The sequence below is a fragment of the Dyella mobilis genome, from assembly GCF_016904945.1.
Classification (GTDB): domain Bacteria; phylum Pseudomonadota; class Gammaproteobacteria; order Xanthomonadales; family Rhodanobacteraceae; genus Dyella_B; species Dyella_B mobilis.
Map to the genome: position 1 here is coordinate 1 of NZ_JADIKF010000033.1, position 22,839 is coordinate 22,839.

At 63.4% G+C, this 22,839-nt stretch carries 21 protein-coding genes, 1 tRNA gene and 1 pseudogene; 9 read left to right on the forward strand and 14 right to left on the reverse strand.

Annotated features, from left to right (window positions below; genetic code table 11):
* A pseudogene (locus tag ISS99_RS23725) lies at window positions 1–119 on the forward strand (IS30 family transposase); the annotation flags it as partial.
* Between the two features lie 529 nt (window positions 120–648).
* Here the strand turns inward: ISS99_RS23725 and ISS99_RS02220 are convergent.
* A tRNA-Leu gene (locus ISS99_RS02220) sits at window positions 649–735 on the reverse strand.
* 98 nt (window positions 736–833) lie between these two features.
* Complete coding sequence (locus ISS99_RS02225) at window positions 834–1,073, reverse strand: hypothetical protein (protein WP_204629950.1); 240 nt, start codon at window positions 1,071–1,073, stop codon at window positions 834–836.
* Window positions 1,074–1,317: 244 nt separating this feature from the next.
* Here ISS99_RS02225 and ISS99_RS02230 point away from each other — a divergent pair, with 244 nt between their 5' ends.
* Window positions 1,318–1,971: a response regulator gene (locus ISS99_RS02230; protein WP_204629951.1), complete on the forward strand. Its 654-nt coding sequence runs from the start codon at window positions 1,318–1,320 to the stop codon at window positions 1,969–1,971.
* Window positions 1,972–2,050: 79 nt separating this feature from the next.
* Here ISS99_RS02230 and ISS99_RS02235 read toward each other — a convergent pair whose 3' ends face one another.
* On the reverse strand, window positions 2,051–5,236 hold the full coding sequence (locus ISS99_RS02235) for an Rne/Rng family ribonuclease (protein WP_204629952.1): 3,186 nt from the start codon (window positions 5,234–5,236) through the stop codon (window positions 2,051–2,053).
* A 337-nt stretch (window positions 5,237–5,573) separates the two neighbouring features.
* Here ISS99_RS02235 and ISS99_RS02240 point away from each other — a divergent pair, with 337 nt between their 5' ends.
* Window positions 5,574–6,545, forward strand: a complete 972-nt coding sequence (locus ISS99_RS02240; protein ID WP_204629953.1) for an RluA family pseudouridine synthase — start codon at window positions 5,574–5,576, stop codon at window positions 6,543–6,545.
* Here ISS99_RS02240 and ISS99_RS02245 read toward each other — a convergent pair.
* Both ISS99_RS02245 and ISS99_RS02250 read right to left on the reverse strand, forming a co-directional pair.
* Window positions 6,523–8,022 (reverse strand): CPBP family glutamic-type intramembrane protease, encoded by a 1,500-nt coding sequence (locus tag ISS99_RS02245; protein ID WP_204629954.1) that lies wholly within the window; start codon window positions 8,020–8,022, stop codon window positions 6,523–6,525. The two genes, ISS99_RS02240 and ISS99_RS02245, sit on opposite strands and share 23 nt — an antisense overlap.
* A 14-nt stretch (window positions 8,023–8,036) precedes the next feature.
* Window positions 8,037–8,378: a 4a-hydroxytetrahydrobiopterin dehydratase gene (locus ISS99_RS02250; RefSeq protein WP_204629955.1), complete on the reverse strand. Its 342-nt coding sequence runs from the start codon at window positions 8,376–8,378 to the stop codon at window positions 8,037–8,039.
* 139 nt (window positions 8,379–8,517) lie between these two features.
* Between ISS99_RS02250 and ISS99_RS02255 the strand changes: the two genes are divergently transcribed.
* Window positions 8,518–9,126 (forward strand): NfuA family Fe-S biogenesis protein, encoded by a 609-nt coding sequence (locus tag ISS99_RS02255; RefSeq protein WP_204629956.1) that lies wholly within the window; start codon window positions 8,518–8,520, stop codon window positions 9,124–9,126.
* Between the two features lie 21 nt (window positions 9,127–9,147).
* Here ISS99_RS02255 and ISS99_RS02260 read toward each other — a convergent pair whose 3' ends face one another.
* The 8 genes from ISS99_RS02260 to ISS99_RS02295 form a co-directional block, all read right to left on the reverse strand.
* On the reverse strand, window positions 9,148–9,318 hold the full coding sequence (locus ISS99_RS02260; protein WP_204629957.1) for a hypothetical protein: 171 nt from the start codon (window positions 9,316–9,318) through the stop codon (window positions 9,148–9,150).
* 103 nt (window positions 9,319–9,421) lie between these two features.
* Window positions 9,422–9,772 (reverse strand): c-type cytochrome, encoded by a 351-nt coding sequence (locus tag ISS99_RS02265; protein WP_204629958.1) that lies wholly within the window; start codon window positions 9,770–9,772, stop codon window positions 9,422–9,424.
* Between the two features lie 21 nt (window positions 9,773–9,793).
* Entirely contained in the window at window positions 9,794–10,117 is a 324-nt protein-coding gene (locus ISS99_RS02270) for a c-type cytochrome (protein WP_204629959.1), read from the reverse strand.
* 160 nt (window positions 10,118–10,277) lie between these two features.
* Window positions 10,278–11,507 carry a TraB/GumN family protein gene (locus ISS99_RS02275; RefSeq protein WP_204629960.1) on the reverse strand — a complete coding sequence of 410 codons (1,230 nt, stop codon included), beginning with the start codon at window positions 11,505–11,507 and terminating at the stop codon, window positions 10,278–10,280.
* Between the two features lie 121 nt (window positions 11,508–11,628).
* Window positions 11,629–12,519 carry a carbon-nitrogen hydrolase gene (locus ISS99_RS02280; protein ID WP_204629961.1) on the reverse strand — a complete coding sequence of 297 codons (891 nt, stop codon included), beginning with the start codon at window positions 12,517–12,519 and terminating at the stop codon, window positions 11,629–11,631.
* Window positions 12,520–12,604: 85 nt separating this feature from the next.
* Entirely contained in the window at window positions 12,605–13,933 is a 1,329-nt protein-coding gene (locus ISS99_RS02285) for a dicarboxylate/amino acid:cation symporter (RefSeq protein ID WP_204629962.1), read from the reverse strand.
* 177 nt (window positions 13,934–14,110) lie between these two features.
* Complete coding sequence (locus ISS99_RS02290; RefSeq protein WP_204629963.1) at window positions 14,111–15,145, reverse strand: agmatine deiminase family protein; 1,035 nt, start codon at window positions 15,143–15,145, stop codon at window positions 14,111–14,113.
* 136 nt (window positions 15,146–15,281) lie between these two features.
* Window positions 15,282–15,626: a hypothetical protein gene (locus tag ISS99_RS02295; protein ID WP_204629964.1), complete on the reverse strand. Its 345-nt coding sequence runs from the start codon at window positions 15,624–15,626 to the stop codon at window positions 15,282–15,284.
* Between the two features lie 249 nt (window positions 15,627–15,875).
* On the opposite strand from ISS99_RS02295, the gene abc-f reads away from it, so the two are divergent.
* The 4 genes from abc-f (at window position 15,876) to ISS99_RS02315 (ending at window position 20,892) form a co-directional block, all read left to right on the forward strand.
* Complete coding sequence (gene abc-f, locus ISS99_RS02300) at window positions 15,876–17,771, forward strand: ribosomal protection-like ABC-F family protein (RefSeq protein ID WP_204629965.1); 1,896 nt, start codon at window positions 15,876–15,878, stop codon at window positions 17,769–17,771.
* Between the two features lie 3 nt (window positions 17,772–17,774).
* Window positions 17,775–18,689: a phosphoglycerate mutase gene (locus ISS99_RS02305; RefSeq protein ID WP_204629966.1), complete on the forward strand. Its 915-nt coding sequence runs from the start codon at window positions 17,775–17,777 to the stop codon at window positions 18,687–18,689.
* Entirely contained in the window at window positions 18,686–20,407 is a 1,722-nt protein-coding gene (recJ, locus tag ISS99_RS02310) for a single-stranded-DNA-specific exonuclease RecJ (RefSeq protein WP_204629967.1), read from the forward strand. The genes ISS99_RS02305 and recJ overlap by 4 nt, the downstream gene beginning before the upstream one ends.
* Window positions 20,408–20,526: 119 nt before the next feature.
* Window positions 20,527–20,892, forward strand: coding sequence for a SpoIIAA family protein (locus ISS99_RS02315; RefSeq protein WP_284343848.1), 366 nt, complete (start codon window positions 20,527–20,529; stop codon window positions 20,890–20,892).
* Between the two features lie 17 nt (window positions 20,893–20,909).
* On the opposite strand, the gene ISS99_RS02320 is transcribed toward ISS99_RS02315, so the two are convergent.
* On the reverse strand, window positions 20,910–22,400 hold the full coding sequence (locus ISS99_RS02320; protein ID WP_204629968.1) for a DcaP family trimeric outer membrane transporter: 1,491 nt from the start codon (window positions 22,398–22,400) through the stop codon (window positions 20,910–20,912).
* A gap of 295 nt (window positions 22,401–22,695) precedes the next feature.
* On the opposite strand from ISS99_RS02320, the gene ISS99_RS23445 reads away from it, so the two are divergent.
* Window positions 22,696–22,824, forward strand: coding sequence for a hypothetical protein (locus ISS99_RS23445; protein WP_275578097.1), 129 nt, complete (start codon window positions 22,696–22,698; stop codon window positions 22,822–22,824).
* The last annotated feature ends 15 nt before the right edge of the window (window positions 22,825–22,839 follow it).

The following is a 22,839-nucleotide window of genomic DNA, read 5'->3' on the forward strand; positions in this document are numbered from 1 at the left end:
GTCGGTTGAATCTTCGTCCTCGCGCCACCCTGGACTACCACTGTCCCGCTGAAATGTTCATGCGCGCATTAGGACGTCATGATCTGGCGGATCAAATTGATGACGCACTTCTAGATTGACTCTGCCATTGTTTTTTTAGGCGCCGTCGCCGCCCGTGCTGGATTCGCTGCCGATTTACGTTGAGGTCGTTTAGGCATGATGTCCGCCCCTTTGATCGAGAGTTGTGGATGCCTGCAAGTGCCCGAACACACCGAGCGTATCGATGTGCAAGCGCTGGACTTGATGCCTCGTGACCGCTGCCACTGAAGAACAAATACGCCTAGATGACCGTTGCCTTAGAGCAAGCGGATCGCTTTTCTAATCGATGCGAGCGAATGAAAAAGCAGGTAACGACCGGGCGGTGGCCGAGCCTGTGATCAAGCCGGCCGCCGCTACGTCGCCCCCGCGTTCCCGATCCCCTGCCATACAACAAAATTTTGATGAGGCGCCGTGAAAGCTACGTCAAGAACGGGCAGTACCTTCGGGGGTATTTGAGCGCGCACAAACAATGGGCCTCTACCTCGACGCCCAGACCATGCTTGCTGATAATTGCGGACCAAATCCAAGATTGCGGACCAAAACACGCAATTGAAAATCGCTGGGAACGGTTGGTGCCCGGAGCCGGGATCGAACCGGCATGACCTTGCGGTCGAGAGATTTTAAGTCTCTTGCGTCTACCTGTTTCGCCATCCGGGCAGGAGGCAGCTGCCGAGTGACGAGAGCTGCAGGCGCGCGAATCGTAGCATGCGCCTGAGAATCATCGGAGCGTGGAATGCTCCGTATGCCTGATTGACTCAGGCCACTGCTGTTTCGATCGGCATGCCCGGGCGTGCGTACTGCGCCAGGCGAATGGTGGAGGCGGGGCCGGGCATTTCGACACAGGTGCTGCGGCCGGAGCGGTTGTGCTCGTCGCGGGCAGCTTCGCGTGCCAACTGGATGGCAGGGCCCAGCCGCAATTGGCTGAAAAGGGTCGCCGCATCTCGGCGAATGCTCCAATCCCCGTCAGGGGACTGCCTGAGCGAATAAATCACCATCGGTATCTCCATCGGTTAGTGATTACTAGCCTTACTGGGGACTGCGAATTGCGTGACTAACTAGTTCCTATATACGGAATAATGACATTTAAATTAGGTTGTGTATGTAAGTAATTTCCTACTCAACGTGTCAGGGTTGTAGCTATATGGAAAATCCTTGCCAAACGAGAAGTTACGGGCTTGCATTGCGTCAGCGAGGCGCCTACTTTGACGCTGCACAGCACCTAACCAGGGAGGGCGCGCAATGATCGACGTTGTACTCGTGGATGATCACGAGCTGGTTCGGACCGGCTTCAGGATGATCCTGCAGCAGCCGGATATTCGCATTTGTGGGGAGGCGGGCACGGCAGAGGAGGGCTTGCGCCTGATCAGGGCGGGCAAGCCGCACATCGCGCTGGTCGACGTACACATGCCTGGGATGAGCGGTATCGAGCTGACCGAGCGGGTCGCTCGAGCGAATTTGCCTACACGCGTGATCGTAGTTACGGTCGTGGACGATGCCCGTTTTCCGAAACGGTTATTGGATGCTGGCGCACATGGGTACCTGACCAAGAGCTGCGCCGCCGAAGAATTGCTCAATGCCGTGCGCCAGGTGGCCAGCGGCAGGCGTTACCTGGCTCCGGCCGTGGCGCAGCAGTTGGCGCTGGCCACCCTGGATGGGGAAGGGTCGCCATTCGACAACCTGTCCAGCCGCGAGCTGGAGGTGGCGATGATGCTGGTACGCGGCAAGGCGCTTACGGCCATTGGCGAACAGCTGAATCTGAGTCCCAAAACGGTATCCACCTACAAACAGCGGCTGATGGAGAAGCTGCAGGTGGATCACGTGATCAGCCTGGCGCATCTGATGACCGTGCACGGTCTGCTGGATACGCACAACAACCAGGTTGGGGCGACCTGAGCGGATTTTCCTCGCACCCATAAAAAAGGCCGGACATTGTCCGGCCTTTTTGTTTGTATCGCTGTAATCAACGGGACGGTCAGGACAGCCCGCTGTCGTGCTGTTCCTTGCGCACTTCGACTTCTTCCTCGGAAGAGGGCACATCGGCCTTTTCGTGGCCGTGTTCCGTGCTTTCCGGAGTGTCGTGATGCGGCTGGTGCAGCGGGTGGGAAAGCAGGTCGCCTTGCTGTGGCTGGTGGAACAGCGGAGCGGGCGCCACGACCACCGGGGCCGTGTGGATGATTTCGGGTTCGTGCGCACGCTCGACCACGACGGTGGGTTCGGTGACCGCGATGGGCGCTTCGGTGACCACGATCGATTCGGAGGAAGCGGCGACGCTGGCTTCGTTGGCGGCGATCGTTGTCTCGTGCGGCACGCTCACCGTCACCACTTCGGCGGGTACTTCACGCGCTTCGTGTGCCGGCTCGCTCTTCGCTTCAACGACCGGCGCCTCGGGAGCTTCGACCTCTTCGCGTACCGGAATAGGCGGAAGCACCGGCAGGTTGAATGAGGAAGGAGTCGGCGCCGAAGCGATGATCACCGGCTCGGCTGCTTCTTCTTCAACGGAGGGCGTGTAGGCAACGTCGGCCACAGCCGGCTTTGCTGCTTCGATCTCGCCAACGGATGTCTTGAACGGTTCGGTGATGGCCGATGCCTCGGCCGCAACCGGAGCCGTCTCTGCGGCAGGTGCGGGTGCGGGAGCCGGTGCCGGAGCTTTCACCTCGCGCGGTGCAGCCTGCGGCTGCGGCGGGGCGACAGGTTGCGGCCTGGCCTCTGCGTGAGCAGCTTCGGTTGCTTCCGGTGCGTCATCGTCGCGGTCCTCGTCGTCCACGTCCAGCCCGTCGTTGAGCTGGTCGTTGGACACGACGCCTGCGGCAGTCGCGCTGTCGTGACGACGGCGACGGCGGCCACCACGACGGCCGCGGCGACGGCGGGACTGTGCGTTGTCGCCGGCTTCGCCAGCGGCGGCGTCCACACCTTCAGGGGTGGTCACGGCGACCGGAACGGCAACGTCCTCAGCCGGCTTCGGCGTTTCGGCCGGCTTGGTGGCTATCGGCGCGGGCGGCGCAGCTTGCGCAGCCTGTTGCTGGCGTTCGGCCTGAGGTGCGCGCTGTTGCTGGCGCTCCTGCCGCTCTTGCTGTTGCGGTTTGGCGGCCTGGGCATTCTGCGGCTGCTTCTGGCGCTGCTCGTTACCGGCGGCTTCAGTAGCGGCCGGCTTGGGCTGACGCTGTTCCTGCTTGTTGCCCTGCTGCGGCTGCTGGCGGTTCTGCTGCGACTGCTGTTCGTTACGCTGCCGCTGGCCTGCGTTCTTGCCTTGCTGATTGCGGGTGCCGCCTTGCTGGCCGTCGCGCTGCTGGTTCTGGCGTTGCTGGCCGCCTTCGGCGCGCGGGCGCTGCTCGTTGCGGCGGTTGCCGCGCGAGTTTTCCGGGCGCGCGGTGCTCGCCGGAGCGGGGGCCGGGGCGGGTTCGGCTGCGGCGTTGCCGCCAAACAGACCGCCGAACAGCCTGGAGAAGAAGCCTCCCTGGGTCACGGGAGCCGCGGCCGGCGCGGGAGCCGGTGCAGGCTGGCGCCGGGCGGCCGGAGCCGGTGCTGCGGCAGGCGCGGTTTCCTCTTCGCGAACCGGTGCCGGGCTGGCCGGTACGATGCCGCTGACGGCAGGCTGTTCGCTGCTGCCCAGCATCTGGCCCATCTTGCGGACCACGTCGGCTTCTTGCGCAGTGAGGCGCTCATAGCTGGGCTTGCTGTGCTCGCCCATGTCCGCTTCGCGAATGCGCTGAATTTCGATGTGCGGCGTTTCGAGCTTGTCGTCCGCCACGATCACCACGTGCACCTTGTTGCGCAGCTCGATCTCGACCACGCTGGCGCGCTTCTCGTTGAGCATGAAGTTGGCCACGCTGGACGGGGCCTGCACCAGCACCTGGCCGGTGTTGTCCTTCATGGCGTGCTCTTCGATCAGGCGCAGGGTTGAGAGCGACAGCGATTCCACACTGCGGATGTGGCCGTGGCCTTCGCAGCGGGGGCAGACCATCTGGGTGGCTTCGCCCAGCGAGGGGCGCAGGCGCTGGCGCGACATTTCCATCAGGCCGAAGCGCGAGATGCGCCCGATCTGGATGCGCGCGCGGTCCAGCTTGGAGGCCTCCTTCAGGCGCTCCTCGACTTCCCGCTGGTGCTTGGGGCTGTCCATGTCGATGAAGTCGATCACGATCAGGCCGCCGGCATCGCGGATGCGCAACTGGCGGGCGATCTCGGTTGCCGCTTCCAGGTTGGTATTGAACGCGGTCTCCTCGATGTCGCCACCCTTGGTGGCCTTGGAGGAGTTGATGTCGATCGCGGTCAGCGCTTCGGTCTGGTCGATCACGATCGAGCCGCCGGAGGGCAGGCGCACGCTGCGGTCGAACGCGCTCTCGATCTGCGTTTCGATCTGGTAGCGCGAGAACAGCGGGGTGTCGTCTTTATAGAGCTTGAGCTTGCGCAGGGCGTTGGGCATCACCTGCTGCATGAACTCGCGGGCGTCGTGGTACAGCGACTCCTCGTCGATCAGGATCTCGCCGATGTCGCTGCGCAGGTAGTCGCGCAGGGCGCGGATGAACAGCTTCGATTCCTGGTAGATCAGGAACGGCGCCTTCTGCGCCTGGGCGGCGCCGGAGATCGCCTTCCACAGCTGGATCAGGTAGTCGAGGTCCCACTGCAGCTCTTCGGCGTCGCGGCCCATGCCGGCAGTACGCACGATCAGGCCCATGTCGTCCGGAACGGTGAGATGCTCCAGGGCTTCCTTGAGCGCCTGCCGGTCTTCACCCTCGATGCGACGGGACACACCGCCAGCCTTCGGGTTGTTCGGCATCAGCACCATGTAGCGACCGGCGAGGCTGATGAAGGTGGTGAGGGCGGCACCCTTGTTGCCGCGCTCTTCCTTCTCCACCTGGACGACCACTTCCTGGCCTTCCTTGAGGAGTTCGCGGATGTTGGACTTGTAAGGATCCAGGCCCTGCGTGAAGTACTCGCGGGCGATTTCCTTCAGCGGAAGAAAACCGTGGCGTTCGGCGCCGTAGTCGACGAAGCAGGCTTCGAGGGATTGTTCAACGCGAGTGATGCGGCCTTTGTAGATGTTGGCCTTTTTCTGTTCGCGGGAGGGTATTTCGATATCGAGATCGTAAAGGGTCTGGCCATCAACGATAGCCACACGCAACTCTTCACGCTGAGTTGCGTTGATCAACATTCTTTTCATTGTGATTCCTCGGCTTGGCCGCGCGTCGCGCGCCGCGGTGGCGCCTGGTGTGGCGGCCTATCCGGGGATCGCGCCGCTGCGGTAAAGCGGCAAAATAAACGGTAACGTTCCCGATACCGGGGTGATTCTTGGCACGCACGCCGCGCTGTCTGTCTGCACATGAGACCGGACAAGCGGCTACCCGAACCGTTACGATTACAGGGTGTTTGCAAGCGGCTGCCGTGATGGCGACCGAACCAAACCTCACCAGCGTTACGGTCAGGCTCCCAGTCTTTACCAACGTCGGCCGACCGGGATAAGCGCCGGACGAGTATCCTCTTTAGCTAGGTTTTTTTCAATGCAGACGGCAACTTCCCCTGATGCACCTCAAGGGGTGCGTCAACTCGAGATCGGCCCGGAGCGAGACGGCCAGCGCATCGACAATGCGCTGATGACCATACTCAAGGGGGTGCCCAAGAGCATGATCTACCGCCTTTTGCGCACTGGTCAGGTGCGGGTGAACGGCAAACGCGCCAAGCCCGATACCCGTCTCAGCCTGGGTGACATGCTGCGTATTCCCCCGGTAAGGGTGGCTGAGCGGACAGCCGAACAGGGTGCCGCCCTAGGCGCCATCGCGGCGGCCGCTGACGCGGTGATCTACGAAGACAAGCACTTCCTGGTCATCGACAAGCCCACCGGCATGGCCAGCCATGGCGGCAGCGGCGTGAGTCACGGGGCGATCGAGCTGCTGCGGCAGGCCCGACCCAAGGAACATCTCGAGCTGGTCCACCGCCTGGATCGCGATACCAGCGGGGTGCTGGTGTTTGCCCGCACCCGGGCCGGGCTGACCGGATTGCAGGCGGCGATCCGGGCCGGCGAGGTCACCAAGCAGTATTTATGTCTGATGGTCGGGCATCCTTCCAAGGCCCGCTTCGACGTGAATGCGCCCTTGCAGAAGTCGATCCTGCAGGGCGGCGAGCGCATGGTGCGGGTCTCCGAAAGCGGGAAGCCTTCGCTGACCTTCTTCCGGGAAATGGAGCAGTACCCGGGCGCCCGTTTGATGCAGGCCACCCTGGGTACCGGCCGCACCCACCAGATCCGCGTACATGCGGCCCACATCGGCCATCCGCTGGCTGGTGATCCGAAGTACGGCGATCGTGACGCTAACAAGCGCTTTCGGGACATGGGGCTGAATCGCCTGTTCCTGCACGCCTCGCACATGTCCTTCGAGCTCGAAGGGAAGGCGTATGGTTTCTCCGCGCCGCTTCCCGACGATCTGAAGAACTTTCTCGATACGCTGGCGGGCCCTAAAGGAAGAAGCGGGCGCTGACTTCCAGCGACCGAAGCCAGTCGCCTCCCGCAAGTCCCGATTCGACCAGCAGGGCGCAGACGGCGTGCGCCACCCCGATTGGCAGCACCCTGCGCCAGCGCAAGTAGCACCAGGCCCAGAACAGCTCGGCTGCGAAGCACAGCTGCATCAATACGCCGTTCGGGGTGTGCAGGAGGGCGAACAGAATCGCCACCGGGATGATGGTAAGTACGCGGCGATGCTCGGCGATCTGCTCGAACCGCCGCAGTACCACCACCAACATCAGCCATTGTTGCAACAGCGCCCAGCCGAAATAGGTGAGTACGTGGCCAAGCGGCAATGGGTGCAGCTTGTGTCCGAAGAGGACGATCAGCACCACGGTGATCGGCAGCGGTTCCATCGGCCACAGCCAGGCGAGCCGCGGAGCCGAACGCCACAGCCGCGGCAGATGGCGCCGCTCGATAAACAACGCAAAGGCGAGGCCGCCACCGAAGGCGAGCAGGCCGACGGGGGTGGGATAGAGCCCCCAGTTGAGTCCCATCACCAGCCACAAGGGCCCCAGCAGGCAAGCGCCGATTTCCAGCCAGGGCCGCCACGCTCCTTTGACGGGACGCAGTGCGAACCACGCGAGCGCGGCCAGGTAAACCAGGCAGTCGAGCCACGGCGCCAGATCCCCGGAAGTTTGTGACAACGCTTGCGGCATGGCGCCCGCCGGCACGATCAGCGCCGCGGGCCAGCGGGCGCGCAATGTGTCGCGCAGGCTCAGCATGGCTTCGGCGCTGAGGCTTTCCGGCAAGCGGAACAGCGGCATGGCCATGGCTTGCGCCGGAGCAAGTGCCGGTTCGACGTTGCCGACAGGCAGATCAATCGGCGCCGTCGGTACGTCGGTCATGGGTTCGGTGGTGAGCAAGGCAACCGACGCCAGATGCAAAGAAGCGCGTGCCGGCAATTGCACGCGCAAGCGCAGCATCTGCGCGACGCCCAGCGGTGGGCAGTGGCCGCCGGCCGGCGACTGCCAGGGCAGGTTCCGCAGATCGATACGCAAACTGCGCGTGTCGGGATTGAACCTGGCGGCCAGGGTAGCCTGGCAGGTCGGTGTGAGTCCGCTGCCCCAGATCAATCCCAGCGTGCCCTTGGCGGTACTTTGCAGTTCTGCTTGAAGGATGGGCCAGTGGGCAAGATCGAGCGTGGAGGCCACCGGCAAGCCGAGCTCGAAGGCGGTGCCATCCGTGCTCGTCACAGTCAAAGCCTGCGCGTGCCCCGTCACCGTTGCAGACCCGAATGCACGGCCTGCAACGAGATCGCGCGGTTTGTGCAGGGACCATTGCCAGCGCGGAAGCCCCGCTTCGACATCCGCCAGTTGTTGATTGGCCTGATTGAGCAAGTGCGCGGCGCTGATCCGCGCGGCCAGCCAGCTCAGCGCGACGCAAATGACGATCGTGGCCAGTGCATAGCCGGCGGAGATACCTATTGCGCCCAGGCGCTGCTGCCGATCCAATGCGGCGCCGCCGGTCAGCGGGCGAGCAGGGCGTCGACGCGCGCGGCGCAGATGAAGTCGTTCAACGACAACCCGCCGACATCATGCGTTGACCAGTGCAGCTTGCAGTGACCGTAGCCAGCCTCGATGTCTGGATGGTGATCTTCGTGATTGGCCATGAAGCCCACGGCGTTGATGAAGCCCAGCGTGTGATGGAAGTTCTCGAAGCGATAATCCTTCACCAGGCCATCCCCTTTCGTGCTGAGTTTCCAGCCGGGCACCATCGGCAGCAAGGCGCCCACGGCCGCTTCGTCCAATGCGTGTTCCTTGCCTTTGCGGGGCTGGCAATGCTGGGTGGCAAGCGGAAGGGTGGTCATGAGGCTCTCCGTAGTCATTCGTTGAAGCGCCGAAACTGTACGCGAAAAAACGTGATGGGGACATTCGTGGCGAAACAGGACTAAAATGGTGCTATATAGCCCGGCCTTTCCGGGCACCGACGATGTTCCCGGAGCACGCATGATCGAGATTTCCGAACGCGCACAGCAGCATTTCCTGCGCCTTCTCTCGCAACAAGGCATTGAGGGTTTGAGTATCCGCCTGCACGTCACCGCGCCGGGAACGCCGGCCGCCGACTGCGAGCTGGAGTTCTGCGAGCCGCAGGAACTCACCGGCGGCGAATGGACGGTGGAGTGCCAGGGTTTCGATTTCCACATCGACGGCGACAGCGCATCGTGGCTGGAAGGCGCCAGTATCGATTTCGAACCGAACCAGACCGGCGGCCAATTGAACATCCGCGCGCCGAAGATCAAGGGCGAACTGCCCGGCATGGAGGCAGGGTTGGTCGAGCGTGTGCGCTATGTGCTGGAAGCGGAAGTGAATCCGCGCATCGCCGCGCACGGCGGCCGCGTGAGCCTGCTGGAGATCGACGCCGACGGCGTGGTGCTGCTGCAGTTCGGCGGCGGCTGCCATGGCTGCGGCATGGTGGATGTCACGCTCAAGCACGGCGTGGAGAAGACCTTGCGCGAGCGCGTGCCTGAAATCACCGAAGTGCGCGATGCCACCGATCACAAAGGCGGCAGCAATCCGTACTACAGCAAAAAGGAAGGGCAGTCGGCGATGGGTTGAGTACGGCGCCGCCGGCGGGGCCTATTTTCTTGTGCCATTTTCTTTGCGCAGCAGCCAGATGAAGGCGCCGATCGAAAGCAGCCCCAGTGCGAGCCCGATACCGCAGCCCCACAGCACGCCGACGGCTCCGCCACACACATAGCCGATCAACGCGCCCAATAAAAAGAAGACGAGCAGAGGCAGGCAACCCATTGGTCGCTTTCCCGGACATGCAAAGCCCGATCTTCGTGCAAAAAAGCGAAAGCCCGCAACGTGTGTCGCGGGCTTTCGTCACGTTCCGAGCTGCGATGAGCCGTCAATCGCCCTGGATGTGTCCCTTGAGCGTATCGAGCTTGGTCGGCATGGAGGAGAAGTAGGCCGCGATGTCCTCGATATCCTGATCGGAAAGATTGCCGACAAAACCCTTCATGATCGCGTTGCCGCGACGGCCGTCCTTGTATTCGTGCAGGGCCTGTTGAATGTATTCGTTGTACTGGCCGGCAAGGCGCGGATATTGCGGATCGACCGCATTGCCGTCGCTACCGTGGCAGGCGAAGCACGTTGCGGCTTTGGCTTTGCCGTTTTCCGCATTGCCGCTGGCCAGCAGCGGCGACGAAGCCAGCACGAGAGCCATACCGAACGAGAGCAGCGTAAGCGCGCGTTTCATGCAGTGGAGTCCTCGGTCCGGTTACTTCGGAGAGATGCTGGAGAGATAGGCGGCGATGTCCTCGATCTCCTGGTCGGAGAGGCTCTGCGCCTGGGCCATCATGGTCGGATGCGTGCGATCGCCCGATTTGTACTCGTGCAGCGCATTGATGATGTATTGCGCATTCTGGCCGGCGATTTTCGGCACGGGATACTGCGGATAGGCATTGTTGGTGCCCGGAATTCCGTGGCAACCGTTGCAGGTGTAGATCAACGTACGGCCATTGGCTTTGTCGCCAGTGGCGTTGGCATTACCCGCGAGAAGAACGGCGGCTGCAGCCAGGCCAAACAATTGCAATCGAGTCATCAAGAGGATCCCCACGGTTCCAGCGGATGCATGCAACGTATTCGACCGAGTATAGAGGTGCCTCCGGGCAGTCACAATGGGATACGGCGATAGCAGGAACGCGACAAAAAGCCGCGCTCCCGCCGCAGGGATCGGGCGTCTCCCGGCATGCTTTGCCGAATCAGAGCAGGCTTTTCAGGATGTGGATGCCCGCGGCGTATTCGCCGATGATGGTGCCCAGGCACACCAGGAAGAAGTTGAGCAGCGTGCGCGCTACGCGGTTGGTCCACCAGCCGCTCCAGTGCACGATGTCGTCGCGCAGCGATTCGAAATCCGCCACGCGCGGGCGGCGGATCCAGGCTTCGACCATCGCACTGATGCCGCCGGAAGGAATGCCGGGGCGAAACGGCTTGATCGGGGCCGCGATAAAAGCCGCCAGAACGCTCAAGGGATGCGCTCGTGCTGCGATGGCCCCCAATGCCGCAAAGCCGCCGGTGAACAAAACCCAGTCGCGCAATGCCTGCGCGCCCAATGCGGCATTGCGATGGAATGCCACGCCGATCGCGGCGAACACCAGCAGCACCAGGCCGATGGCCAGCCACTTGGGCCACTTGGCCTTGGGCGGAGTTTGTGCCAACTCGGCAGCCGTCGTGGCGGGATCCGTTTGCTGCGTGCGCAGGTGCTCGCACATTCCTTTGAGGTGGCCGGCGCCGATGACCACCAGCACGCGATAGGGACGGGGCGAAGCGGAGTTCGCGGCCTCTTCGCGCAGGCGCGCCGCCATGAAGGCGTCGCGTTCGGCGATCAGGCTGCGATAAAGCGGCGCCGATTCGCTGGCGAATTCGCTGAAGGCGCTTTCCAGCATGTCGCCTTGCTTGAGCTTTTCGATCTCTTTTTCGTCGATCGTTTCGCGCTCGAATACGCTGGCCAGCAGGCCGCCCAGCAATCCGAAACGTTGCCAGAAGCCGACACTGTGCCAGGCGCGCTTGAGCGTGGTGCCCACTTCGCGGTCGATCAGCCACAGCGAGAGCTGCCGTTGCTCGGCACCATCCATGGCCGCCTTCATTTCCGCGCCGGGCTGGATGCCGTACTGGTCGGCCAGCCGCTTCTGGAAGGTGGAAAGCACCAGGCTTGCCGCGACCATGCCGGCCTTGCCCTGGCGGATCACCCGGAACAGATCCATCTGCTTGAAAGCTTCCGGATCGCGCATGCCCTGGGCGCGGCTTTCGCACAGCTCCACGGCAACGGCGTTGAAGGGTTCATGGGCAAGCAATGCCTGCACCGCTTCCACGCTGCTGCGCGAAACGTGGGCGGTGCCCAGCACGACATATTCCACCCCATCGCGTTGCACGCGCTCGATCGGCTGACCGTGCAGCCCGGCGGAAGACATATCGGTGTCGGGAACGCTCATGCGATCTAAGCAGCTCAGTTGAAGGGTGGGTCAAGCATGGGGACGCGACAAACGTGGCGCAAGTCGGACAACCCCGGTTGCAAAGTCTAGCCAGATAAAACGTCGCTCAGCACAACGTGAATCAATCGCGAAAGCGGCGCAGCAAGTCAGCATAGGCGTCGATGCGGCGGTCGCGCAGGAACGGCCAGATCCGGCGCACGTGCTCGCTGCGCGCCAGATCGACGTCGGCCAGCAGCAGGTGTCGCTGGTCGGTGCCGGCCTGGGCCAGGAACTCGCCCTGCGGACCGGCAACGAAGCTGCTGCCCCAGAACTGGATGCCGGCGCCCACGTTTGATGCGTCGGCCTCGTAGCCCGTGCGGTTGCAGGCCAGCAGGGGCAGGCCATTGGCAACGGCATGGCCGCGCTGCACGGTGATCCAGGCATCGCGCTGGCGATCTTTCTCGGCCTGTTCGTCGTTTGGATCCCAGCCGATGGCGGTGGGGTACAGCAGCAGTTCCGCGCCGGCCAGCGCCATCAGGCGCGCAGCTTCCGGATACCACTGGTCCCAGCACACCAGCACGCCGAGGCGGCCGACCGAGGTGTCGATCGGCTCGAAGCCCAGGTCGCCGGGGGTGAAATAGAACTTCTCGTAGAAAGCCGGATCGTCCGGGATGTGCATCTTGCGGTATTTGCCGGCGATCGCCGCGGAGCGATCGAACACCACCGCAGTGTTGTGATAGAGCCCGGCCGCACGCTTCTCGAACAGCGACGCCACGACGACCAGCTTCAGCTCTTCGGCCAGTTTGCCCAGGCGCGCCGTGCTGGGGCCGGGAATGCTCTCGGCCTGATCGAATTCGTGCACGGATTCGTGCTGACAGAAATACGGCCCGTTGTGCAGCTCCTGCAGTAGCACGAGTTCTGCGCCCGCCGCGGCGGCTTCGCGCAGGCCGGCTTCGATGGCATCGAGGTTGGCATCGCGGCTGCCGCGGTGGGTTTCCTGCAGCAGCGCGACTTTGAGGGTCTTGCGGGTCATGCTCGTGTCCTGTTCGCTGCGATCGGCGAAAGGCCATAGTGTACCGGCACGCCTCTTTACCGTCTTGCGACGAGGGACGCCCCGTTCAGGCCGTTTCGGCGGAGGCCGCGCCCGCGGTTTTCATCTGCACGTCCACGACCGTCGCCGTAACGATGTCGCTGCCGGCATTCACCGTGGTGCGCAGCATGTCGAGGATGCGATCCACGCCCAGCACGATGCCAATGCCTTCCGGCGGTACTCCGAACGTTGCCAGCAGTCCGGCGATCAACGGTAGCGAACCGCCGGGAATCGCGGCCACGGCGACCGAGCTGAGTACTGCAAGCAGCATCAGGACGCATTGCTGCCCAATGCCCAGCTCGACGCCGAATGTCTGGGCCACAAACAACACCACGCAACCTTCGAAGAGCGCCGTGCCGCTCATGTTCATGGTGGCGCCCAGGGGCAGCACGAAACCCGACGTACTGGGTGCGAGCCGCAATTCGTCGCGAGCTACGGCAAGCGAGGTGGGCAGGGCCGCGCTGCTGGAACTGGTGGAGAACGCCGTCACCAGCACCGGCCTGATCTGCCGGAAATAGGCCCAGGGCGAGCGTTTTGCCAACCAGCGCAGCCACAAGGACATCGTGCCGAACAAGTGCAAGGCCAGGGCAGCCGCGCAGCCCACCACAAATACCGACAGCGTCAGCAGCACGCCCATGCCCACTTTGACGATCACGCTGTAGATCATCGCTGGAACCGCGTAGGGCGCGAGTTTCAAGGCGAAACCCACGATCGAGGTCATCAGGTCGTTGAGCAGATCCAGGCCGGCCTGAAGTTTTTGCCGCCTGGCGTCGTCGAGCCTGGTGCCGGCCGCGCCGATCAGGATGGCAAACACGATCAGTGGCAATACGTCGCCCAGCACGTTGCGGTTGTTGCCGACAAACGCGCCGAACAGATTTCGCGGCATGAACATGTCGACCAGGATCGCCAGGCTCATGCCGGGCCGGCTTTGCGCGTGTTCGACGGCGTGCTGGGTGCTGCCACCGTATTCCTGCATCAATAGATCTTTGGATGCCGGGTCCAGGTGGTGGCCCGGTTGCAGCAGATTCATCATCAACAGACCGATCCCCACCGCGATCAGCATGTTGGCAGCGAACAGCGCGAACGTGCGCCAAGCCAGTGGCCCCAGCCGATCCAATCGGCCCAGTTGCGCCACGCCGGACGCCAGCGATGCGAAAACCAGCGGTATGACCACGAAGAACAACGTGCGCAGAAAGACCTGTCCCAGTGGGTCCAGCACCGAGGTGGACACCGCCTGCATGGTCTTTAGTACGTCGGGATAGAACTGGCCGATGCCCAGCGTGACGATGGCCGCCGCGATGCCGGCGACCAGTGCCCAGAGTATCCGGCTGGCGAGAGACGTTGATACTGCACTCATCCGATGAGTCTCCGTATCAGGTAGGAACGCCGCGCGCCGGTTCGTGGCCCGGCGCGGGGAATGATGGCGAAGCCGCGCACCGCGAGAGATGGCAAACGTTTGCCATCTCTCGCGTCAGTGCTGGAGCTTTACATCAGGGACGCATCCTTGACGATCGGATGGTTCGTAAATGAGCGATCAGGCAAACAGCCCTTCGGGCAATTGCATGGTGATGCAATGCAGGCTTCCGTTCTGCCAGATCAGCGGCCGGCAAGGCACCTGTACCACCACCCGGCCCGGATGGGCCTCGCCGATGATGCGGGCCGCTTCGGCGTCGGCGGCGTCGCCATAAGCGGGAACCAGCACGGCGCCGTTGACGATCAAGTAGTTGGCATAGGACGCGGCCAGGCGGCGCCCCTCATCCATGACCGGTTGCGCCCAGGGCAACGGATACAGCGTATAAGGCTTGCCTTCGGTGGTGCGCAGCGCGGCGAGTTCTTCGCCCATGCGTTGCAATTCGTCGTGATGCACGTCGCTGGCGTCGTCGCACGACTGATAGACGATGCGGTCGCCCGGTGCGAAGCGGGCCAGCGTATCGATGTGCGCGTCGGTATCGTCGCCTTCCAGATAGCCGTAGTCGAGCCACAGGATGCGCGCTGCATGCAGGCTGTTACGCAGGATGGCGCTCATTTCCTCGCGCGATTGTTCGGGGTGCCGTTGTGTGAGGCAGCGCCACGTCGTGAGCACGGTTCCCGCGCCATCGCTTTCGATGCCGCCGCCTTCCAGCGCCCAATCGATGCGCTTGTGCGCCGCCTTGCCGAACACGCCGGCTTCGACCAGGCCGGCGACCAGCGCGTCATCCTGCTCCGCGCCGAACTTGCCGCCCCAGCCGGTGAAGCGAAAATCGGTGAGCTGGAAAGCCTGGCTGTCGCGCAGGGTGATCGGGCCCGAATCGCGCAGCCAGGTGTCGTCGTAGGGCAGCTCCACGAAGCGGATGCGTGCCAGATCTGCCGAGGCGCTCTGCAGTTTTGCCGTGACGTGCGCGCGCAGTTGCGCGTCGGCCACCACGATGATCAAGGGCTGGAAGCGCGTCACCGCTGCGGACAGCGCCACATACGTGGATTCGACCGCTTCGAGCCGCTCGGCCCAGTCGGTATCGGCGTGCGGCCAGGCAATCAGGACGGCGGCCTGCGGCTCCCATTCGGCCGGCAGGCGCAAGGTGGATTCGCTCATGGAAAAGACACTCGCAAAGAAATGGCGCCCGAAACGTCGCCGGGCGAGGCAAGTGTCGAAGTTTACGATGGCCGGCGGGTAGGGGGCGAGAGCCCGTGGCGAGGGTGCGTCGCACCCGTCGCCCCCATCCAGCGGTTCAGTTCACCGAGCCGGGATTGCGGTTGTTGCCGGCCGGCGTATTGAGCACCGAGTGAATCACGTGGCTCCCTTGGAAATACACAATGAAATTGGCGTATTCCCAGCGGTTGATCGTCGGATGCTTGGGTGCATCGCCGCCGCGGGGGGAAAGCTTGCGCAAGGGTGCGCCGTACGCTTTCTCGACCTGCGCCATGGACATGCCACGGGCCGGCAGATTCATGCTTTTCTCGTCCTGCACACGCTGGGTCAGCGTTTGCTGGGCGAATGCCGTCTGTGTCACGGCAAGGCCGGAGCCGATGGCGAGCGCTGCCAGCAAGGGCAGGTATGTATGGTGCTTGAACATGGTCCCCTCTCCGCGCGAAGCGTTGCCGCGTCGTTGTAGCAGAACTGTCTGCGCCATGCTACGAGCAAAATCCTCAGATGTGATCCAGGCGCGCTCTGGGCGGTTTCGAGCAATGCGCCGGCGAGCCGCCGATGGCTGGCCCACCGGTGGCTTGGATCGCCATCACCGGCATGAAGTGAATCGGAGCATGCCCGTGAGCCGCTATCATGTGCGGCTGCGGGCAGTCAGGCCCGGCCCGAGTTTGTTTCGATGATTGCGTTTCGCCACTTTGCTTTGCGCCGCGGCAGCCGGTTGCTGCTTTCCGACATCGACCTGGTGATCCAGAGCGGCTGGCGCCTGGGGGTGGTCGGCCGCAACGGCTGCGGCAAGTCGAGCCTGTTTGCCGTCTTGCAGGGACAGTTGGAGGGCGACGCCGGCGAGCTGGACATGCCGGCCCGTTTGCGGCTGGCCTCGGTGGCGCAGGAAACCCCGGCGCTGCCAGATCCCGCCATTGAGTATGTGATGGGCGGCGACGTGCAATTGGCGGCGGCGCTGCGCGACGAACTGGATGCCCAGGCCCGCGGCGATACCGAAGCCATGGCCCGCGCGCACCATCGCATCGAAGAATTGCACGGTTACGACGCGCGGGCACGCGCCGGACGGCTATTGCACGGGCTTGGCTTCAGCCCCGAAACGCACGAGCGGGCGGTATGCGAATTCTCGGGCGGTTGGCGCGTACGCCTCAATCTGGCGCGTGCGCTGATGGCGCCCTCCGATTTGCTGCTGCTCGACGAACCGACCAACCACTTGGACCTAGACGCCGTGCTGTGGCTGGAAGAATGGCTGCGCCGCTATCAAGGCACCTTGCTGGTGATCTCGCATGATCGCGAGTTCCTTGACGGCGTGATCACCCATACCCTGCATTTGAATGAAGGCAGGGGAAAGCTCTACACCGGCAACTACAGCTCGTTCGAATTGCAGCGCGCCGAACAGTTGCGCCTGCAGCAGATTGCGCACGAGCGCGAGCAGGCCGAGCGCGTGCACCTGCAGTCGTTTATCGACCGCTTCAAGGCCAAGGCCAGCAAGGCCAAGCAGGCCCAGTCGCGCATGAAGCGACTGGAAAAAATGGCGGGCACCGAAGCGGTGCGCGCGGAACGGGCTTTTCGTTTCCAATTTGCCGTGCCAGATCGCGTACCCGATTCCATGCTGCAACTGGAAGAGGTCGTGGCGGGTTATCCAGGCGAAGCCGGCGAGCCGTCCGCCATCATCCTGCACGACGTTCGCTTTCGCCTGGAGGCGGGCGAGCGCATTGGCCTGCTCGGTCCCAACGGCGCCGGCAAATCGACCATGGTCAAGACCCTGGTCGGCGAGCTTGAACTGCTCGGCGGCGAGCGCAAGTCGCACAAAGATCTGAAGATTGGCTATTTCGCCCAGCACACCGTGGAAAGCCTGCGCGAGGGCGCCAGTCCGTTCGACCATCTGCAAGACAAGGCGCCCGGTATTTCGGCGCAGGTATTGCGCGATTTTCTGGGCGGCTGGAATTTCGCCGGCGATCGCGCATTCGAATCGGTGGACGGTTTTTCCGGTGGTGAGCGTGCGCGGCTTGCCCTCGCGTTGATCGCCTGGGACAAACCCAACCTGCTGCTGCTCGACGAGCCCACCAACCATCTCGATCTCGACATGCGCGAAGCGCTGGCCGATGCGCTGGCCGATTTCGACGGAGCTTTGGTGCTGGTGTCGCATGACCGTCACTTGCTTGGCATGGTCTGCGACAGCTTCTGGCGCGTGGCCGACGGCAAGGTCGAATCGTTCGACGGCGACCTCGACGATTACGCGCGCTGGTTGCGCGCGCGCGGCAATGCACCCAAGAAAAGCGCAGAAGCCGAAGCCAAACCGATGGAATCGGCGGCCGATCGCCGCCGCGCCGCCGCCTTGCAGCGCGAGAACGAAAAGGCTACGCGCCAGCGCGTCAAGAAAATCGAGACGCGCGTGGCCGCAATCGATGTAGACCTCACGACGTTGGAGCAGAAGCTGGCTGATCCGGAAACCTATAACGGCTCCACCGCCGAGCTGATGAAACTGGGGCAGCGCCAGTCGGAACTGCGCAAGGAGAAGGAAACGCTGGAGGCGGAGTGGCTTGAGCTGTACGAACTGCTCGAGGCCTGAGCGATGAGCGATCTGCAAACCCGTGCGGTGGAGTGCTGGCTGCCGGACCTGCAGCGCTTCGATGCCCTGCATCCGCTGCGCTCCTTGCTGCGGCGCGCGGATCGGCTCGATCCGGGTGCGGTCGGCTATCTCGGAGGGCTCGCCGCATTTTTCCATTGCGCAGAGGGTTTGCCTGCCGCGGCGCTGATCCGTGAATACCTGGCAGGGGATGCGGCCGATGCGTGCTGGCTGAGTGCCGATCCGTCCTGGTTGCAACCGGATCTGAGTGGTGCTCGCTTGATGGCTTGCGGGCATTTGCAGTTGAACGCGGACGAGGCGCTGGCACTGGCCGAAACCCTGAAGCCGGTATTCGCCGATGCTGGCATGGCACTGGACATCTCATCTCCTGATCGTTGGCATCTGCGCTTGCCGCCCGGAACCGCCTTGCCGGACTTCGACCCGCCGGAAAGCGCCTTGGGCGAAGACTTGTACGAGCATCTGCCCCAGGGCGAGGAAGGACGGCGTTGGCGCGTGCTGTTGAATGAGGTGCAGGTGCTTTTGCATCAACACCCGATCAATGCCCAGCGCCGCACGCGCGGCCTGCCGCCAGTCAATACTGTGTGGTTGTGGGGGGCGGGTGCGTTGCCGTCGCAGGTCACCACCAAGCTGACCGGCGTGATCAGCCAAGATCCGCTCCTGCTGGCGCTGGCCAAACGCGCAGGCATTCCTTCGCAACCGCGCGAACAGGTATCGGTGAGCGCTGCGGGCCGCGGCTGGTTGGTCGATTTGCAGGACTTGCCCGTTGTTGATCTGGCCTCTGCCTGGTGGCCGGTGTTGCAGGCGCAAGCCCGGCGACAACCCTTGCTGCTTGCCTTTGCCAGCGGCGAGCGCTATCTGCATCGCCCCTGGCATCGCATGCGCGTGTGGCGAGGATCATGAGCACGTTGCAAATACGGCGGCGCCCGTTGCTGGGCGAGCCGGTGGGTTGGGGCAATACGCTGCATCCCTTGTTGCAACGCATTTACGCAGCTCGCGGCGTGTTCACTCCCGAGCAGGCCGAGCATCGTCTGACTCGCTTGCTGTCGCCACAACAAATGGGCGGTTTGCGCGAAGCGGTGGCATTGCTTGCGCAGGCCATTGGCGACGATCAGTCGATCGTGATTGCCGGCGACTACGACTGCGACGGTGCAACCGGTACCGCGGTTGCCGTACGCGGCTTGCGTCTGCTCGGGGCGCGCAAGGTGGATTACGTCGTGCCGAATCGCTTCGTGCACGGCTACGGGCTGACGCCGGAACTGGTGGCGTCGCTGCCGGACCACGTGCAGTTGGTGGTGACCGTCGATAACGGCGTGGCCAGCGTGGCGGGTGTTGCTGCCGCACGTTCGCGCGGCATGCGCGTGATCGTCACCGATCATCACTTGCCGGGCGAGCTGCTGCCTGCTGCCGATGCCATCGTCAATCCCAACCTGCATGGGGACGATTTCCCCAGCAAGGCGCTGGCCGGTGTCGGCGTGATGTTCTATGTCCTGCTGGCGCTGCGCGCACATCTTCGCGAGCAGGGCACCTTCGGTGTGAGTGGTGAACCGGATCTTTCCGTGCTGCTCGATCTGGTGGCCTTGGGCACGGTGGCCGATCTGGTGCCGCTGGATTTCAACAATCGCGTGCTGGTCGAAGCCGGCATGAAGCGCCTGCGCAGCCGCCGTGGTTGCGCGGGCATCACGGCGCTGGTCGAGGCCAGCCAGCGCAGCGTGGCGACGTTGTGCACTAGCGATCTGGGCTATGCCGTCGGGCCGCGCTTGAATGCGGCGGGGCGACTGGAGGACATGCGGCTCGGGGTGGAGTGCCTGCTTACCGACGATGATCGGCAGGCCCGCCATTACGCCCAGATGCTCAGCGCCATCAATCAGGAACGCCGCGACCTGCAGGCGGCGATGGTGGCCGAGGCCGAGGTGATGGTGGCGCAAGCTTCGGGTGTCGACGCGAGCACGATGGGTGTGACCTTGTTCGAGCCGAGCTGGCACGCCGGCGTGGTCGGCCTGGTGGCATCCAAGCTGAAAGAACGCTTGCACCGGCCAGTCATTGCGTTTGCGCCGGCGGGCGAAGACGATCCCGATCATCTGCGCGGCTCGGCGCGTTCGATTCCCGGCTTTCACATTCGCGACGCCTTGGCAGCGGTGGATGCGCGCCATCCCGGGCTGATCGAGCGTTTCGGCGGGCACGCCATGGCGGCCGGCCTGAGCTTGCGCCTGCAAGACTACCCGCGCTTTGCCGCCGCTTTCGACGCCGTCGCGCGCGAGTGGTTGAACGAAGAGCAATTGCAGGCCGTGCTCTACACCGACGGCGAAATGCCCGCGGGCCTGTTTACGCTGGACATGGCGCGTGCGCTGCGTTTTGCCGGGCCTTGGGGCCAGGCGTTTCCTGAGCCGGTGTTCGAAAATCGCTTCGAGTGTTTCAGCTGGCGTCCGATGGGCGAGAAGCATTTGCGCATGAGCCTGCGCGATCCGCGTGACGATGCGCTCTACGACGCCGTGATGTTCAATGCCTACGAAGGGAAGCCGCCGCCGGCGGTCATGCGTGCGGCGTTTGAACTGACCATCAACGACTGGCAGGGGCGCGAATCGCCGCGCCTGTTGCTGCGCCACGTGGAACCGGCCTGATCTAGTGCTAACAGGCCCTGGTTTCCGGCAACGGTAAACGTCGCTTTCACATTTCCTCACTTGTGTGCGGATGCGAATCGCGTTTGGATAGACTCCTGCCGTTGCGAGGAGATTTCGACGTGATCGAACAACTTCCCAATCTGCCGGCCGGCGTGCTGGGTTTTCGCATGCGCGGCATCGTTACCGCGGAAGACTACGAGAGCGTGATGGTGCCGGACATCGAAGCGGCCTTCGCCCTCAACCGCAAGCTGCGTTCGATCATCCACATCGGCGACGATTTCACCGGCTTCGCGCCCGGCGCCATGTGGGATGACGTGAAACTCGGCTTTCGCCACATCTCCGGCTGGGATCGCACCGCGCTGGTCACCGACGTAGGTTGGGTGCGTTTCATGTCCGTTACCTTTGGCGTGGTCATGCCCACCCATTTCAAGCTGTTCGGCAACGATCAATTGGACGAAGCCATGCGCTGGGTGACGGCGCCCTAGGGCCTGTTAGCACTAGCTCATTTGATGAAACTGTATTGGATCGAGCCCTGGATGCGGGTGTCGTCGTTGTAGCGGTTGTCCTGCTCCAATAGCCGGCCATGCAGGAGTTCGATGCCCGTCGTGAAGCTGGGCGAGGGACTCCAGATGAGATTCGCGGCGGCGTAGTTGCTGTCGTGGAAGTCCTCGGCACCAACCAGCGACGAATGCTGGATGCGCGCAATGCCATAGACCAGATTGCTGCGCCAGTTGCTGCTCCAGTAATGCGCGTAGGCAAGGTGGGCGCCCAGGCCGCTCAGCACGTGCAGTTTGCCGTCAGGCTCGACCACGGCGTCGAGGTCCAGACCGCCGGTATCGGCCAGATAGCGCGCGATGCCTTTGCCCCAGCCGGCGCCGAACATCAGCAGGTCGCCGTAGGGATCGGAGGGGCCGACTTTGAACGAGCCGCTCAGCTGTGCACCCCCACCCAGAACCCGGTCGCTTTGTTCGTAGTCGGTGTAGCCGATCTGGCGCAGCAGGCCGCCCAACTGCAGGTGCCCCCAGCCGCCCTCGGTACGCGCGGCAAGTATCAGATCAGGTATGTGTTGGGTGCCGTGTACGCTATTGACGATGATGTCGGGGTAGGCCGGTTGATAGGCGCTTACTTCGGATGTGGGCTGCTCCGCGGCAATCACCAGACTGCTGTTTTCACCCAGGCGAAAAAACTGGTGGATGCCAGCCTGGCGCGGTGCGATGGCGCCGGGAGGGCCTTCGAAATCCAGCGTATCGGGCAGCGAATCGAGGTCGGCAAAGGCCGACCAGCCAAAGCCGGCAAAGGTGTTGCCCAGTTGCCCGTAGGCCTGGCGCAGGCGGAAGCCATAGTTGCCGGCGCCGCCGCCGAACAGGTCGGCTTCCAGGTAAAAACGCAGGTCTTCATCGAAGATGGTCGGACGCCGCACTTCCATGCCGAAGCGGGTCTGGCGGGCCTGCATGGTGAAATTGCCGCTATCGTCATGGGGCTTGGGCACCGGAATGGCCGAGGTCACGAAGGCATCGGAGTAGCCCATGGCGCCAGTGTCATAAATCGCATCCAGCTTGGCGTAGCCGCTCAGGCGGATCAGTGTCTCGGTGCCGGGGATCTGGATAAACCCCTTGAGATCGGGATTGGTGGGCGGTGCCTCGTTGTCGATGCGCGAGACGGAGTCCTGGTTCTCGGACACGCTTTGCTGTGGCGGGAGGGGGGAGTGTTCGGCGTCCGTCAGAGCCAGCGCATTGACTTGTCCGCTGGGGACTTCGGTCAGCGTTGCCGGGGGTGCCACGGAGGTTGGCACGGGAGCTGTAGCCACGGGCGGCGCGGCAGTTTGGGGTTGGGCGGCGCGCAGCGCCTTCACCTCGGCCTGCAGTTCCTTGACCGTGCTTTGCAGGTCGTCCACTTCCTTTTGCAGCTTTTGCGTCTGCGTCTGATCCTGGCCGAACGCCGGCGATAGCAGCGCCAGCATGACCAGGCCGCCCAGGTATTTGATCCGCGCCATCGTCTGTTCCTTGAGATTGGAAAGGCCGGCCCTCGTCGACCGGCCGGAAGCGATGCATATCGCCGGCTGCTACTGCAGATTTCCATGACTACAGCGTGTGCTCGATGCCCCTGCGGATACCCGTTCCCCAGCCAGCGATCCCATCGATGACATCGCTTTCCCTGTCCGGATGCGCGGTCGCTATCTCAGCAGGGACCAGGCTAAGTGCCTGTGAAAATTCGAGGGCTTGGGATTTCGGGGTATATCCATGCGCCGGCCGCTTGCGCGTGAGCCCGCCACGTGATGTAGTCGAGTCATGAACGCTTTCGCCGCCAGCCATCTTTCCTTCATCGCCGCCCACGTGGCCGATGTCGGTTTGGCTGCCTTCGGCCTGAATAACAACGCCAATAACAATACCCGTCACTACGGGTGGGCCGGCGTGTAGACGAAAGCAACAAAC

Bases quoted from the DNA above. Each gene is read 5' to 3' on its own strand.
- ISS99_RS02285 (WP_204629962.1), bottom strand. From the start codon at position 13,933: ATGAGTGCAGTATCAACGTCTCTCGCCAGCCGGATACTCTGGGCACTG.
- ISS99_RS02305 (WP_204629966.1), top strand. From the start codon at position 17,775: ATGAGCGATCTGCAAACCCGTGCGGTGGAGTGCTGGCTGCCGGACCTG.
- ISS99_RS02275 (WP_204629960.1), bottom strand. From the start codon at position 11,507: ATGAGCGTTCCCGACACCGATATGTCTTCCGCCGGGCTGCACGGTCAG.
- ISS99_RS02295 (WP_204629964.1), bottom strand. From the start codon at position 15,626: ATGTTCAAGCACCATACATACCTGCCCTTGCTGGCAGCGCTCGCCATC.
- abc-f (WP_204629965.1), top strand. From the start codon at position 15,876: ATGATTGCGTTTCGCCACTTTGCTTTGCGCCGCGGCAGCCGGTTGCTG.
- ISS99_RS02290 (WP_204629963.1), bottom strand. From the start codon at position 15,145: ATGAGCGAATCCACCTTGCGCCTGCCGGCCGAATGGGAGCCGCAGGCC.
- ISS99_RS02230 (WP_204629951.1), top strand. From the start codon at position 1,318: ATGATCGACGTTGTACTCGTGGATGATCACGAGCTGGTTCGGACCGGC.
- ISS99_RS02280 (WP_204629961.1), bottom strand. From the start codon at position 12,519: ATGACCCGCAAGACCCTCAAAGTCGCGCTGCTGCAGGAAACCCACCGC.
- ISS99_RS02320 (WP_204629968.1), bottom strand. From the start codon at position 22,400: ATGGCGCGGATCAAATACCTGGGCGGCCTGGTCATGCTGGCGCTGCTA.
- ISS99_RS02235 (WP_204629952.1), bottom strand. From the start codon at position 5,236: ATGAAAAGAATGTTGATCAACGCAACTCAGCGTGAAGAGTTGCGTGTG.
- recJ (WP_204629967.1), top strand. From the start codon at position 18,686: ATGAGCACGTTGCAAATACGGCGGCGCCCGTTGCTGGGCGAGCCGGTG.
- ISS99_RS23445 (WP_275578097.1), top strand. From the start codon at position 22,696: ATGAACGCTTTCGCCGCCAGCCATCTTTCCTTCATCGCCGCCCACGTG.
- ISS99_RS02255 (WP_204629956.1), top strand. From the start codon at position 8,518: ATGATCGAGATTTCCGAACGCGCACAGCAGCATTTCCTGCGCCTTCTC.
- ISS99_RS02260 (WP_204629957.1), bottom strand. From the start codon at position 9,318: ATGGGTTGCCTGCCTCTGCTCGTCTTCTTTTTATTGGGCGCGTTGATC.
- ISS99_RS02225 (WP_204629950.1), bottom strand. From the start codon at position 1,073: ATGGTGATTTATTCGCTCAGGCAGTCCCCTGACGGGGATTGGAGCATT.
- ISS99_RS02240 (WP_204629953.1), top strand. From the start codon at position 5,574: ATGCAGACGGCAACTTCCCCTGATGCACCTCAAGGGGTGCGTCAACTC.
- ISS99_RS02270 (WP_204629959.1), bottom strand. From the start codon at position 10,117: ATGACTCGATTGCAATTGTTTGGCCTGGCTGCAGCCGCCGTTCTTCTC.
- ISS99_RS02250 (WP_204629955.1), bottom strand. From the start codon at position 8,378: ATGACCACCCTTCCGCTTGCCACCCAGCATTGCCAGCCCCGCAAAGGC.
- ISS99_RS02265 (WP_204629958.1), bottom strand. From the start codon at position 9,772: ATGAAACGCGCGCTTACGCTGCTCTCGTTCGGTATGGCTCTCGTGCTG.